Origin of the sequence: Fundicoccus culcitae (genome assembly GCF_024661895.1) — a bacterium.
Lineage (GTDB): Bacteria > Bacillota > Bacilli > Lactobacillales > Aerococcaceae > Fundicoccus_A > Fundicoccus_A culcitae.
On sequence record NZ_CP102453.1, the window covers coordinates 2,998,396 to 3,012,634 of the forward strand.

Sequence of the window (14,239 nt, forward strand, 5' to 3'; positions counted from 1 at the left end):
TATGTCGAAAGTCATTAAAAAATCTAATCAAAAAGAGTTTCTGTATTATTTACCATCCTATTTGTTCATAATATTTATTATTTGGTTTTTAATCACTTTTTTTATTTATCCCAATATTAATTTAATCGCCGAAACTTTTTTCCCAGATGGCACCCTTGATTTTAGTGCTATTCAGCAAATTTTGCGGTCTGATCGAGCAATTAACGCTATTAAAAATTCTTTTATTCTAGCTATCACCATGACAGTTACTTCAAATATTATTGGTATTTTCCAAGTGCTAGTAACGGAGTATTTTGATATTAAAGGCTCAAGACTATTACGGGTGGGTTATATGAATACCCTCATCTTTGGTGGGGTTATACTAGTTAACGGTTATGTACTGGTTTATGGTGATGAAGGAACCTTGACAACACTATTAAAAAACTTTTTACCGTTTTTAGATAACTATTCATTTAGTGGTTTTTGGGCGGTATTGTTCATTCAAACCTTTGCAACAACATCAGGTCATATGATTTATTTACGTAATGCGGTGAACGGCTTAGATAACGGTGTGATTGAAGCATCGCAAAATTTAGGTGGATCTAACTGGGAGACTTTACGAAATGTTGTGCTTCCAATGTTAAAACCAACCTTATTGACGCTGATTGTGAATACATTTGCAGCTGGTTTAGGCGCCTTTGCGGCACCGTTAATCGTCGGTGGAAGAGATTTTCAAACGATTTCACCCCTTATTTTAACATTTGCTAATCGCCCCGCCTCACGAGACTTAGCCGCCGTTATGTCAATTTTTTTAGGTTTCTTCCAAATCATTATGTTAGTTGTGATAACCTACTATGAACGCAAAGGACATTACTTAAGTATTGCCAAAACAAAAACAAAAATTAAGAAACAAACAATTTCTAATAAATTATTGAATATTTTGACACACGTTTTTGCCTATATTCTTTTGATCATCAATGTTTTGCCATTCATTTCGGTTATCTTATTCTCATTTATGGATACAGCAGCTATTGGGAGTGGTCAATTAAGTTTTGATTCTTTTACTTTGGAACACTATTCGTCAGTTATCTTAAATCCAACCAATTATGGACCTTTATTAAGAAGTGTGATTTATTCAGCCATTGCATCACTCGTTTCAGTTATTTATATGGTCATGGTAGCCAGATTAGTCATACGGTCAAAAAATAAATGGATTAAGAATCTTGAGTTTGGTTTTTATATCCCCATTTTATTACCAACATTGTTAATGATTTTAGGTTTAATTATGTCGTATAGTTCGCCAAACCCTTTAATGTTTAACCAAGTCATTGTTGGAAGCAGCTGGGCCATTCCATTAGTGTATCTATTAACCTTGCTACCATCAACTTTAAGATATATAAAAGCCGCACTATATTCATTTGACTCTAATTTAGAAGAAGCATCACAAAATCTGGGAGCTTCAAGAATTAGAACCTTTTTACAAATTATTATTCCTGGTATCCTGCCAACATTACTGGCGTTATTTGCCTTGAACTTTAATTCAAACTTATCTGAGTATGATATTTCAGCGTTTCTTTACCAGCCAGGTGCACCTACTTTAGGGGTTGTTATTAGAAATAATGCCGATCCTCAAGCAACAATCGATGCGCGGGCAATTAACTTAGTTTACTCTGTGATTATAATGGTAATTAACGCTATCACCTTATACTATGTGTATGGTCGCGGTTCAGATGGTTTACAAAGAAAAAAAGCAAAATAAATAACTATTCGTAGATTCGAGGTGCTTTTATGCTTAAAGGAAACAGATTTTCACAAATACTCAAGGAAAAAGAATTCATTATTATCGGCCATCGCGGATTTTGGGCAGGAAATGTCATTCAAAATACACGACAATCGATCCAATTAGCGCATCGTGCTGGTGCCGATATTGCTGAAATCGATGTATGCAAAACCAAAGATGATGAATATTATCTTTTCCATAACACCTATGAACACCAGCTGTTAAGAAAAGAGAAAGATTTTACTGAATATACTTCAGTAGAAATTGATCAATTTGATACCTATAACACGGTAGGCGGGGTGTCGGGTTATCATATTGAAAGATTGGATGCTTTCTTAGATTGGTTACCCGAAGATTATTTAATAAATGTCGATCGAGCTTGGAATTATTATGGTGATAACAAGTTCTTTGACATCATTCATGCGTCCGGAAAAGTGGCACAACTATTTATTAAAGCGCGTTTTGGCCAAATTGAAAATATTAAAAAACTGAATATGATGGATACTAATATTGCCTTTGTTCCGATTATTGAGTCGCAGGAAGAATATTATCAAATTGTTAACGACTGTCCCAACCTGAACATTATTGGGGTAGAGCTGGTTATTAAAGAAAAGAACAATAACCTCTTGGAAGCCCATTGGTTGTCAAACTTATCCAAAGAAGGTTTGTTGGTAGTTGCTAACGCAGAACATTTAGGTGTTGAGAATCCATTACATTATGGTTTAACAGATGATACATCTTTATTTGAAGGAGAAGATATAGCTTGGGGACAAATGTTAGAGGACGGTGCTAACGCGATTATTACGCACTGGCCAATCTTCTTAAATCAATATAGAGATGAACGCTTGTTGAAGAAAGAAGATGGATTATGACATTAAAGGATAAACACTTCTTTGCATTAGCGATTATCAGTCAAGCCTACGACATCATCAAAGCTTCAACTAAAGTAGCGGTGGAAACCAAAGCACACAGTCGCGACCTTGTTACAGTTGTCGATAAAACCGTTCAAGAACATATTAATCAAGCCATTCAAACACAATATCCAGACGATCAAATCATTGGGGAAGAGAACTGGACAGGTAAAGTCGATAGGTTAACAGATCATGTGTGGGTTATTGACCCCATTGATGGGACGACAAATTTCGTTAAACAACAAACAGATTACGGGATTATGCTAGCATATTTTGAAAATGGCAAATCAGCCTTATCCTATGTCTATCTAGTTGATAGTGGACATTTGTATTATGCTATCAAAGGTTATGGTGTCTATTGCAATCATCATAAACTAGCTAAGCCTAAAGATCTTACATTAAAAGAGTCTTTAATAGCCATTGGTATTAGAGAGAACTTCAATACATCTCTATTAGAGACAATTGTTAATAAAGCATTTGATATACGTTATTATGGTTCTTCCGCTGTAGATGGCACAAGAACAATAACAGGCAATCTCGGGGCTTTTATCAATCCGGCTGGTGGTCCTTGGGACTTTGCGCCATTTATTTTATTTGCGGAAGAACTGGGTTTAACGATGTCCAATTTTGCAGGTGAGCCTCTAAAAATAACGGATTATAGTGATTTTATTATTGCTAGTGCTAGTGTATATCAAGAATTGAAAGAAGAATTACAAGCATACACCATAGAATAATAAAAGTTAAAAGGAGAGTTTTTATGTCTTTTCGTAATAAAAATTCAAATAAATATCTCTGCATATTTGCCATCTTAGTATTTTTCACTAGTCAGTTTTTTAGAGTGACACAGATAACTTATGCTGAAACAAAAGAATGGCCTTCGGACATCGTGCTTGCTGTATTACCTGATACGCAACTGTATTCGAAATATTCGCCTGAAATCTTCGAAAGTCAGACCAGCTGGATTGCTGAAAATCAAGCATCCGAAAATATTGATTTTGTACTTCATGTGGGTGATATCGTCAATGAAGCATATAATATTTCCCAATGGGAGAGTGCCTCTAATGTCATGGAGATTTTGGAGGAAGCAAAGATTAACTATGCCATCGTCACCGGGAATCATGATGTAGACTATTCACGGATAGGCGTCGAAGATGTCGCTTATTACGATGATATGCGTAACGAACTTGAAAATTACCCCAAGTATTTTCCAGTTGAGCGATTCGCATCAATGTCTACTTTTGGAGGCTCTAGCCCAAATGGCTATAACACTTACCATTTTATAGCTGCTGAAGACTATCAGATTATGGTATTAGCTCTTGATTGGCTTCCTAGTGATGAGACTCTGGATTGGGCTCAAGACATCTTGAAGCAATATTCAAAAACACCCACAATCATCTTAAAACATGATTTTATTAGGCCAAGAAAGAATGATCATTCCGGCGAAGTTCAAATATCTGGCGAAGAAACACAAAAGCAGTGGGAGATATTTAAAGAATATAATCAGATTTTCATGACGCTTAACGGCCACTTTACCGGTTCGGATTATGGTACACTGAAGAACGCCTATGGCAATGATGTATTTATGACGTCAGTCGATTTCCAAGGGAAAGTAAGAGGGGGTAATGGATGGATGAGATTGATGACACTCGATATTGAAAATAGCCGCATCAATGGGACGACATTCTCTCCATATGTCATGTCCCTTCCACTTGAGGAGCGGGAAGCAGAGGATTTGGAGTATCTTGAAGATGAGGCAAACCAATTTTCCTTTCCCTTTGATTTGAAAACTAGGTTTGAACAGATTTCAAATTAAGCAGCGTCTTTATCTAATGGAAGCGAGTGATTTTGTAACAACAAGTACTAAGCGATGAATGATTAAACGATACAATATAATAAACAAAAGGAATCTGATTTTGGAAAAAGGAAAGATTGATTTAAAACAAGTATTAGATGAAATTTCCGTGATGACCTATGATGAAATTGCGACGGCTATATTGAATAATAAATCGAGTTATATCAAAGATTTAGTCCAATTAAAAACAGAAGCAGATAATTTATTTCGTCAGGAAAGAAAGAGTGAATCGGACTCAGATATTAAAAGCTTAATCGATGCTTGGATTTCATTGAGAGATGAACTGAAGCGAACACTGAGACATCAAGATCGAAAAAACTACTAAACAAAAAAACCGTAAACCTCTGATTGGTCGATACAGAGGCTTACGGTTTTTGTATGTTTTTTTCAGTTAATCAAATTTCTTTGGTAACTTAAATTCAGATACTGTAGAAGTCATTGGTACTGGGCTTTTGTCCATATGGTTTTTAGCGTTAAAGGCTGTTTTAATTGTTTCCTCAATAATTTCCTCTTGACTATCAACCGTCTCAGGAAATAGATGGGGGAATGCACGTTTACGATAGCACGCTAGGGCTGCATCATAAATGACCGTATTTAATGAAATTTCCCGTGGGTAATAAAGTCGATCTCTAAAAGCGAGGTCAACATCGGATAAACCATCTTGAATCGCTAAGGCCATAAAGTTTGTATAGCTTAAAATATCGGCTCTAGAACGGAATTGTGCCCCTAGAATAAGACCACTTTCTTTCTCAACAACTAATTTAAGAACAACCGGTGTATCATCATCTAAGGTGTAGGGAACTTGGACCGTAATTTCTAGTGGATCATATAATTTTTGTGCTTGTTGATAAGTGTAACCCACACTAGAAATATAATGATTAAATACTTTCGTACCCATGACACGTACCGAATGGGATTGTTTCACACGCTTTTCTTTTAAATTCAAAGCCGCAATCTGACCAGAACGAACCGCATTGTTGATGAGTGCAACGAACTCTTGATGTTGTCCTTGACCAAAAGGTGTTTGAATCAAATCACCTACTGCAAAAATATCTTGGACACTAGTTTCTAAATATTCGTCCACTTTTATTGTCCCATTATCGTTTAATTCAACAATATCTTTCACCAATTCAGAATTTGGAATTAAGCTAGTTGCTAAGAGGATTGCATCAGGGTATAACTCTTGTTTATCTGTCGTGATTTTAAGGGGATTGACTTCTATAGAAGTAACTTTTTCATTTAAATATACTTCAGTAGCCGTGAATTCGATAATACTTTGGATATCCTTAACAAAATTGGCATCAAAGTAATTGTGTAATAACTGGTCACGCATTTCAATAATCGTCACTTGCTTGTTAACACTCACGAGCGCATCCGTTGTTTCAATCGCAATTTGGCCACCGCCAATAATGGCTAAGTTTTGTGCCGATTCAACAACACGTCGAGCATGTGCAGAACTCACATAATCTTTTGTTGTAATAATTTGCGTACTATTCAACGACTTCGATAAATTATCAGCTTGCCTTGATCCCATAGCTAATATCAAAACGTCATAGCTCACAGAACGTTGGTAACGCATATGGGCCGTAATGAGTTTCTTTTCATTCGCAAATAAACTGATAACACGCGTTCCTAATTGTAGTTGAATGTTTTGTTCATAAAGATAATCTTCTTTAACAAAAAAGGATTCATCTAAACTAGGTAAATCGCCATTTAATAACATGTTTAACCCACTTGGAATATATCCGATTTTATCTTGGGCTTCAATGAGTATAATTTCTGCATCAGGATAGAGTTTTCTTGATTCAATAGCTGCACTCACGCCAGCAAAGGATGCACCGATGATAACGATTTTCATGCTAATCTTCCTCTCAAGTAATATTTTATGTGAAATCTATAACATTAGTATAACGTTTATTTATAGCAGATTCCATAGTTATTTAAATTGATATTCAAGTTCACACCCATATAAAAAATAGAAAAACAGTGCTAGAGAAACGCATATATAGAAACTGAAAAAGACTATATACGATTGCCAAACGCATATATAGAAACTGAAAAAGGCTATATACGATTGCCAAACGCGTATATGGAAAGTGAAAAAGGCTATATACGATTGCAAATATAGATATCAAAGCCAGAAAAAGTAGCTTTCGATTTTCAGAGCATTCACCTCCAACAAACAATGAGCGGAAAAAATCCGAGCTTTTACATATAGTGTTAAGAACGAACCAGCACACATCTCTCCCTTTGGGGCTTTGCCCCTTAGGGAGAGAGTAGCTGGGCGAGTCTGAAGCCACTCTGAAAGAGAGGCGAAAGACGGTTCCACGATATGTAAAAGCTCGGATTTTTGTAGCGAATCCCCCTCAATCCCACCCAAGCAAAATAATTACCCTCAAATTCAACTCTATAAAATTACAAACCCCCTTATCCGTGTTATAATGAAATTGCTTGATAGATATTTGTGTTTTTGCAAAAAAGACTGATTTCAAATAGAAAGTAGAGGGTTCCCATGAAAATGAAACATAATCAGAAACACGCCCAAATAGGGACGTTTCTTCGAACGCTACGACTTGAAAAGAATTTAACTGAAAAAGATGTTGCTGAAGCCTTAGGGGTGACTGAACGTGTGATTCATCAGTGGGAAAAAGGCACCTACTTGCCTGAAATTACCCTGCTACAACCACTCGCCAATCTGTATAACGTGTCAACCGAAGATATTATCAATGGTTCGATTAGTAGTGATAGTGAAGGCGAAGAAAGAACAACCACCGATCCACAATTTTTTGAATATGCGGCAACAAGTTCTATTGAACAGCAAGATGTTTCCAGAAAAAAATGGTTCTCCCTCGTGTCGCTCGTTTTATTAATAGTTATCGCATCTTGCATGCTCATTGACTTTTTAACGATTGGACGTTTTACTTGGTCATTAATCGTGCTCATTTCAATTGGTTTTGCCTGGGGCTCCATCATTCCGATATTTATTATGAAAAAACAACCCATTTTAACGAGTATGGTCACCATGTCGATTTTAACCATTCCATATTTGTACTTACTGGATAATGTATTATCTTTAGACGGTATTTTGATTCGCATAGCGATTCCAGTCGCTGTCGCAGCCTATTTCTATTTATGGGGACTCTATGTTGTTTATCGCTACTATGATTTTCCTTGGATACGTATTGGTATGGTTGCCGCTTTTGGTGGAGCCATTTTATCCGCCGTGATTAACTTTGTCGTGTCATACAATTTAGATAGACCCTTCTTTACAGTTTGGAACATCTTATCGATTGTTATACTAGTCGCTATCGGTGTCGGTTTAATCTTTTACGAAAGACAAAAAAAGACCACACCCCCTGAATAAATCTCACTGCAATAAGTGATATTTATTTATGAAATGCGGATTGAGGAGTATAGTATAGGTAACATTAATTTAGGAGGTCATAAAATGCGTGTTTTACAACAAACGTTTACTTTAGCAAATGGGGTTGAAATTCCCAAAATTGGGTTAGGTACATGGCAAATGTCACCCGATGAAGCGTATAATAGTACCAAATTCGCTTTAGAAAATGGTTATTTGCATGTGGATACGGCTGTAAGTTATCGTAACCAACAAGCGGTGGGTAAAGCAGTCAAGGATAGTGGTCTAGATCGGGATACGGTCTATATTACAACGAAGATTCCTGGTGAAGTGAAAACTTATGATGAAGCCAAAGCAACCATTGAACAGTCTTTAAAAGAATTAGATGTCGAATATATTGATTTGATTTTAATTCATGCGCCACGTCCTTGGCAGGTGATGCATGATCGACCTATTGAAAATCATTATTATGAAGAAAATGCTAATGTGTGGCGCGCCATGGTTGAAGCGTATGAAGCGGGTCAACTAAAAGCGATTGGTGTTTCTAATTTTAGTATTGATGATTTAGAACATTTAATGGCAACGACAACGGTTGCTCCTCATGTGAATCAAGTTATTTATCATATTGGTCGGACGAACCAAGAATTACTGGCTTTTTGTCAAAATAACCATATTCTTTTGGAAGGTTACTCACCCATCGCAACCGGTCGGTTATTAGATAATCAACAAATTAAGGCAATTGCGGACAAATATGATAAATCAATTCCACAAATTTGTATTCGATATCTATTAGAAAAAGATATTTTGCCGTTACCAAAATCTGTGCATGAAGATTATATTTTACAAAATGCGGACGTTGATTTTTCAATTGAAGCCGACGATATGGCTTATTTAGATAGCTTATAAAATTATAAATAAATGAGAATTATGAATTTTATAGTTGACAATCTGTTTTTTTGCTCGTATAATCACCTTAACATTTAAATCAACTTACGTCATTGATAGAGAGAGTAGAATAATTTCGTAAAGCCAGCGAGATGAGACAGAGTGGAAGCTCATCGTTTACCAATTATTTGAAGCGCACTCTTGAGACAAGGTGGAGAAGATAGTATCCACTTTCGCAGTTCTATGCGTTAAAAAATGAGCGGATCGGGACACTTGTCCCCGTCAAGTAGAGTGGTACCGCGGGAAATCCCGTCTCTTTTACCTATATTAGGTAGAGAGACGGGATTTTTTGTATTCTCAGCTCATTGTTGGTTTGAATGTAAAATATAATATTGAGGGGATATTTATTATGAAAAATTTAGTTAAAAAATTAATGTTAGCAGCCATGACTTTAAGTTTAGGCTTAGTAGGGGTTACCGCATCTGTTCAAGCTCAAGATAGTGAAAGTCCTGTGTTGGATAAAATTAAAGCAGATGGTAAAATTGTGTTAGGTACCTCAGCCGATTTCCCGCCATTTGAATGGCATTTAGTCGAAGATGGTCAAGATACGATTGTTGGCTTTGATATTGATATTGCTCAAGCGATTGCGGATGCCTTAGAGGTAGAGTTAGTGGTTGAAGATATGAACTTTGATAGTTTAGTGGCAGCCGTAAAAACAGGCCGTGTCGATATGGTAATGGCTGGTATGAACCCAACAGAAGAAAGAAAGAAAGAAGTAGATTTTAGTGACATTTATTATCAATCAGGCTTTGTTGCCTTAGTACCAGCAGATAAAGTTGGAGACTATGCTGATTTTAATGATATTGCTAATCTTAAAGTAGGTGTTCAAAAAGGAACGTCACAGGAAGCTTTTGTTAATGAAACTTTAACTGAAGCTGAAATTACGTCGATGCCAAAAAATGATGCCTTGATTGCTGCAATGATGACCAATCGTTTAGATGCTATCATCATTGATAAAATTGTAGGTGAACAGTTTGTGTCTGTTAATCCAGATATCGCGATTGCCAATTTTGAAGTGCCACATGAAGAAGATGGGACAGCTATTGCTATTGCTAAAGGCAACGAAGCCTTGTTAGTCGAAATCCAAGCGGTACTAGACGAATTAACCGAATCGGGTGAAATTGAGGAACTTTTCATCAAAAATATCGATTTAATGGCTGGTTCAGTTGAGTAATACAAAATAATATTGGGTGGGTTTGAAAGGAAGTTTATAGATGGATTTATTGTTTGAATATTGGCCGATTTTCTTAGAAGGGACAATTAATACCATATTAATTTCATTTTTTGCGGTATTAATCGGTTTAGTCTTTGGATCTTTATTAGCCCTTTTACGCTTGTCACAGAATACATGGTTAAATTTATTCGCAAAAGCGTATATCCAGGTAGTGCGTGGAACGCCATTGCTGGTTCAATTATTTATCATTTATTTTGGTTTGACCTCTTTAAATTTATCAAGTTTTGCGTCAGGCGTTATTGCGGTTGGTTTTAATGCAACTGCCTATGTAGCTGAGATTATTAGAAGTGGGATTCAGTCGGTCGATAAAGGACAAATGGAAGCAGCTTTAGCAATTGGGATGTCGCGAAAACTTGCGATGCAAAAGATAATTTTTCCCCAAGCGATAAAAAATATCCTTCCAGCCATTGGGAATGAGTTTGCGGCTTTAATTAAGGAAACGTCTATTGTTTCTTATTTAGGTATTCGCGATATTATGTTTGCTTCTGACATTGTCAGAGGGGCTACTTTTCAAATCTTTCCACCTTTATTTATAGCCGCAGGGATTTATTTAATATTAACATCAGTGATTGCCTACGGTGTGGGACGTTTAGAAAAGAGGTTAAAAGCCAGTGATTAAAGTACAAAATTTATATAAATCTTTTGGTGATAAAGAAGTTTTAACGAATATAAATCAGGAAGTTAACGAAGGGGAAGTCTTAGTTATTATTGGTCCATCGGGGTCCGGTAAATCGACTTTGTTACGTTGTCTCAATCTCTTAGAGGTGCCGACATCTGGAAAGATTTATTTCAAGGGAACGGAAATTACGGCTAAAGATACCAAATTAGAAGAAATCCGGCAACATATGGGGATGGTTTTTCAAAACTTTAATCTCTTCCCTCACCTAACCGTTATGGATAATATTACGTTTGGTCCCATTAATCTTAAAGGATTCACACAAGCACAAGCTGTTGAACTAGCGATGGACTTGCTACAGAAAATGGGTTTGAGTGATAAGGCGGATGTATATCCTTCGTCTTTATCCGGTGGGCAAGCTCAACGGGTGGCGATAGCTAGAGCTTTAGCGATGCAACCGGATGTCATGTTGTTTGATGAACCAACCTCGGCTTTAGATCCTGAAATGGTTTCTGAAGTTTTGGCGGTTATGAAACAACTAGCACTCGAAGGAATGACCATGGTCGTGGTTACGCATGAATTAGGCTTTGCTCGTGAAGTTGCTTCGCGGATTGTGTTTATGGATGCGGGTCAATTAGTTGAAACAGGAAGTCCGGAACAACTTTTGAATCATCCTCAAGAAGCAAGAACCATTGAGTTTTTGTCAAAAGTTCTATAATGCTTTATCTATTAATAAAAGCCTGTATGCATAACTATCTATGCTACAGGCTCTTTTCATTATTTGGGCTATTACTCAAATTGACTTAACAAAAATTGGATGGTTTTCCAACTTGGAAAATGCGCATTGTTTTCGATAATTTCTATAGATAGATGGGGATTATCGATTTCTTCGATTACTTGCACTAGTTGTTTCGTTGATGTAATGACATCATTTTCACCTTGATAAATTTGGTAAGGTATTTGAATGTCCCGGAAAACAGCGGATAAATCAGTGTTTATTAATTCTAGCATCAGTGACGTGTTATCTTGATAGCCATTACTGCTTAAAGCACTTTTATCAGAAAAAGTGTAATCAGGGCTGGTGAGAATCCCGACAAGTAATTCAAGTAAGCCGTATCTAAATAAACCATCAGAAAAATAATAGCCGGCATTGATGATTTTGTTCGAGACAAATTCAAGGTCATTCATTGAATAATCTTCAGCCATCATTATCTGTTGAAAGTGAATGGTTTCTTCATCATTCAAAGACATTTGTTCCATAAGTTGAAAAATTTCTTCATTAAAGAAGATGCTCTTACTCACTTGTCCATACACGACCACCCGGTCAATTAAATCAGGTCGTTCGGCGGCTGCATAAGCAGATAAGACAGACCCCCAAGAAACACCAAAAAGTTGAATATCGTTATTGGGAAAATCTTCATGGATGGCATCAATTAAATCGACCGTCATATTAACTAAATCTTCAATTTGATAGGAATCATCGATGGGTGCATTATTAATACCTGATCCCCATTGATCCCATAAAACTAATAGATTATGGTCGGTTAATTCGGGTAATATTCCTCTTGAGCCAACGTTGAAAGGAATTGGTGAGCCTGGGCCACCATGTAAAAAAATCACGATGGGCAAGTCACTTGCTTTCCCTTCGATTAAAACCGTTTGTTCATGTCCTCCTAATTGATAGGTTCTTGTTTCTGAAATACTGTTTGAATTAATAACCGCTTGACGTTGGAAATGAACTTTTATTATAACAATCATTATAAAGACAAAAACCAATGCCACTAATACTAGCAACCATTTCAATAACATCTTTGATATTTTTTTTAGCATGGTGAAAGCTCCTAACGGTTTATTGAATCTAATTATAATGAAAGGAGTTTACAAGAGCAAATAAGAAAAGATAATAACAAAGATTAATAAGCAAATTCGACCCAATAATGCTTAAAATAGGGTAATATATTAATAGAGAGTAATGATTGAAAATAGAAATAGAGTAGATAGGATTAATTGATGAAAATATATATTGATGCAGATGGCTCTCCGGTCAAGGACGAGGTGATAAAACTAGCGAAAAGATACCATTTAGAGGTTATTATGGTCACCGCATTCGAACATTATACTAACAAAATATATCCTGATTTTGTTACATTTATCTATGTGGACAAAGGTAAAGATGCGGTTGATTTCAAAATTATATCTTTAATTGAGCCAAACGATATTTTGGTCACTCAAGATTATGGATTGGCTTCTTTGTTGATTAATAAAGCCAATGTTATTAATCAAAGTGGGATGGTGTATACACAAGACAACATTGATCAATTGTTATGGCAACGCCATATTGGCCAACAGATGCGAAAACAAGGCTTACGAACAAAAAGTATTAGCAAATATTCAGATGAAAACCGACAATCATTTAGTCAATCGTTACAAAGATTGATTGAAGATCATTTACCATCTGATTAGCCAGATTTCAGATGAAGGGGCAATAGGATTTTATGAGTGTGTATTTAGAGATACCTGAATTTGATTCAAATTTTCAGATTAGATCATTTACAAATGATGGGATGACAATTGTCTACCCGCATTGGCATAAAGAAATTGAAATTATTCATGCGGATAAAGGGCATATCAATATCGGTGTCAACAATCAAGTTATTACCGTTCAAGAAGGTGAAACTATCTTTTTTGCTAGTGGAGAACCGCATTATTTTTTAGCTTCTCCAAATAGTGAGCGTATTGTTCTGCAATTTGATTTGAGTTTATTGCGCGAAAATAGTTTGGCACAAAAAGATGATCGCTCTTTGGTGGAGGTGTTTAGTCAAGGAGAGCGTCATAGTGCCAATTGGCAAGCAGAAACGGCGCGTAAAGTAGAGCAGTTGGTGCGGCAATTGCATCAAACGGTTAACAGTTCGCTGGAAGGTAAAAAGTATTTGGTAATGGCTGATTTATATCAATTGGTTAGTTTATACTTTCATGAAATACCCAAGCAGTCCTCGACGGCTGTACGGACAAAATCAACTAACCAATCCAAAGATGTTTTAGATCAAGTCAATGATGCCGTCGAATATATAGAAGCGCATTATTTCGAACAGATAACTTTGGGTGATGTCGCTGAGGCGGTTGGCTTTAGTCCTTATTATTTTACACGTTTTTTTAAAAAGAATATGGGCATGACCTTCGTGGAGTTTTTACGTGAATATCGTTTAAATCAAGCCATGTTTATTTTAGCCAATGAAGATGTCCCTATGACAGAAGTAGCTGAAAAGTCAGGTTTTGGGAGTGTAAAAACCTTTCATCATGTTTTTAAAGAACAAATGGGTATATCACCTTTGCAGTATCAAAAATCACTCCAAAGAAAAATGAAATCAAAAATAAGTTAATGACATATATGCCTTCGTTCAACATCATTTAGTTGGATTAAGGCTATTTTTTGCGTAAAAAGCTGTACATTGGACTGTTATAATATTGTGAGCTGAATATTACTAGCTGAAATAATAGGAATCAGCCCTAACGCGCTCAATTGATTCAGAAAGACAGAAAAATATTTTTCTATAAATTCGA

Annotated in this window: 14 protein-coding genes and 1 other annotated feature; of the genes, 12 read left to right on the forward strand and 2 right to left on the reverse strand. The window is 36.1% G+C overall.

All coding sequences use genetic code 11. From position 1 onward, the window contains the following. The first annotated feature begins 1 nt into the window (after position 1). From NRE15_RS13520 to NRE15_RS13540, 5 genes are all read left to right on the forward strand, one after another. Positions 2-1,738 (forward strand): ABC transporter permease, encoded by a 1,737-nt coding sequence (locus tag NRE15_RS13520; protein WP_313793389.1) that lies wholly within the window; start codon positions 2-4, stop codon positions 1,736-1,738. Between the two features lie 29 nt (positions 1,739-1,767). Then, on the forward strand, positions 1,768-2,631 hold the full coding sequence (locus tag NRE15_RS13525) for a glycerophosphodiester phosphodiesterase family protein (protein ID WP_313793390.1): 864 nt from the start codon (positions 1,768-1,770) through the stop codon (positions 2,629-2,631). After that, positions 2,628-3,404: an inositol monophosphatase family protein gene (locus tag NRE15_RS13530; protein WP_313793391.1), complete on the forward strand. Its 777-nt coding sequence runs from the start codon at positions 2,628-2,630 to the stop codon at positions 3,402-3,404. Before NRE15_RS13525 ends, NRE15_RS13530 begins: the two co-directional genes overlap by 4 nt. A 23-nt stretch (positions 3,405-3,427) precedes the next feature. After that, positions 3,428-4,483 (forward strand): metallophosphoesterase, encoded by a 1,056-nt coding sequence (locus NRE15_RS13535; protein WP_313793392.1) that lies wholly within the window; start codon positions 3,428-3,430, stop codon positions 4,481-4,483. A gap of 100 nt (positions 4,484-4,583) precedes the next feature. Further along, positions 4,584-4,847, forward strand: coding sequence for a hypothetical protein (locus NRE15_RS13540; protein ID WP_313793393.1), 264 nt, complete (start codon positions 4,584-4,586; stop codon positions 4,845-4,847). A gap of 66 nt (positions 4,848-4,913) precedes the next feature. Here the strand turns inward: NRE15_RS13540 and NRE15_RS13545 are convergent, their stop codons facing one another. Then, complete coding sequence (locus tag NRE15_RS13545; protein ID WP_313793394.1) at positions 4,914-6,380, reverse strand: FAD-dependent oxidoreductase; 1,467 nt, start codon at positions 6,378-6,380, stop codon at positions 4,914-4,916. Positions 6,381-7,034: 654 nt separating this feature from the next. Between NRE15_RS13545 and NRE15_RS13550 the strand changes: the two genes are divergently transcribed. The 5 genes from NRE15_RS13550 to NRE15_RS13570 all read left to right on the forward strand — a co-directional run bounded on the left by NRE15_RS13550 (position 7,035) and on the right by NRE15_RS13570 (position 11,396). Beyond that, positions 7,035-7,886: a helix-turn-helix domain-containing protein gene (locus NRE15_RS13550; RefSeq protein ID WP_313793395.1), complete on the forward strand. Its 852-nt coding sequence runs from the start codon at positions 7,035-7,037 to the stop codon at positions 7,884-7,886. An 84-nt stretch (positions 7,887-7,970) separates the two neighbouring features. Then, the gene (locus NRE15_RS13555) at positions 7,971-8,789 is read left to right on the forward strand and encodes an aldo/keto reductase (RefSeq protein WP_313793396.1); all 819 of its coding nucleotides are present in this window, start codon (positions 7,971-7,973) and stop codon (positions 8,787-8,789) included. 83 nt (positions 8,790-8,872) lie between these two features. Next, positions 8,873-9,088: a binding site (T-box leader), on the forward strand. Between the two features lie 89 nt (positions 9,089-9,177). Then, positions 9,178-10,002, forward strand: a complete 825-nt coding sequence (locus NRE15_RS13560; protein WP_313793397.1) for a transporter substrate-binding domain-containing protein — start codon at positions 9,178-9,180, stop codon at positions 10,000-10,002. 40 nt (positions 10,003-10,042) lie between these two features. Continuing rightward, a complete protein-coding gene (locus NRE15_RS13565) occupies positions 10,043-10,681 on the forward strand; it encodes an amino acid ABC transporter permease (protein WP_313793398.1) in 639 nt (212 codons plus the stop codon). Further along, a complete protein-coding gene (locus tag NRE15_RS13570) occupies positions 10,674-11,396 on the forward strand; it encodes an amino acid ABC transporter ATP-binding protein (RefSeq protein ID WP_313793399.1) in 723 nt (240 codons plus the stop codon). The genes NRE15_RS13565 and NRE15_RS13570 overlap by 8 nt, the downstream gene beginning before the upstream one ends. Positions 11,397-11,467: 71 nt before the next feature. On the opposite strand, the gene NRE15_RS13575 is transcribed toward NRE15_RS13570, so the two are convergent. Next, positions 11,468-12,508 carry an alpha/beta fold hydrolase gene (locus NRE15_RS13575; RefSeq protein ID WP_313793400.1) on the reverse strand — a complete coding sequence of 347 codons (1,041 nt, stop codon included), beginning with the start codon at positions 12,506-12,508 and terminating at the stop codon, positions 11,468-11,470. Between the two features lie 180 nt (positions 12,509-12,688). On the opposite strand from NRE15_RS13575, the gene NRE15_RS13580 reads away from it, so the two are divergent. Together NRE15_RS13580 and NRE15_RS13585 are read left to right on the forward strand one after the other, a co-directional pair. Further along, positions 12,689-13,141: a YaiI/YqxD family protein gene (locus tag NRE15_RS13580; RefSeq protein ID WP_313793401.1), complete on the forward strand. Its 453-nt coding sequence runs from the start codon at positions 12,689-12,691 to the stop codon at positions 13,139-13,141. A 32-nt stretch (positions 13,142-13,173) separates the two neighbouring features. Then, positions 13,174-14,058 (forward strand): AraC family transcriptional regulator, encoded by an 885-nt coding sequence (locus NRE15_RS13585; RefSeq protein WP_313793402.1) that lies wholly within the window; start codon positions 13,174-13,176, stop codon positions 14,056-14,058. Positions 14,059-14,239: the final 181 nt, after the last annotated feature.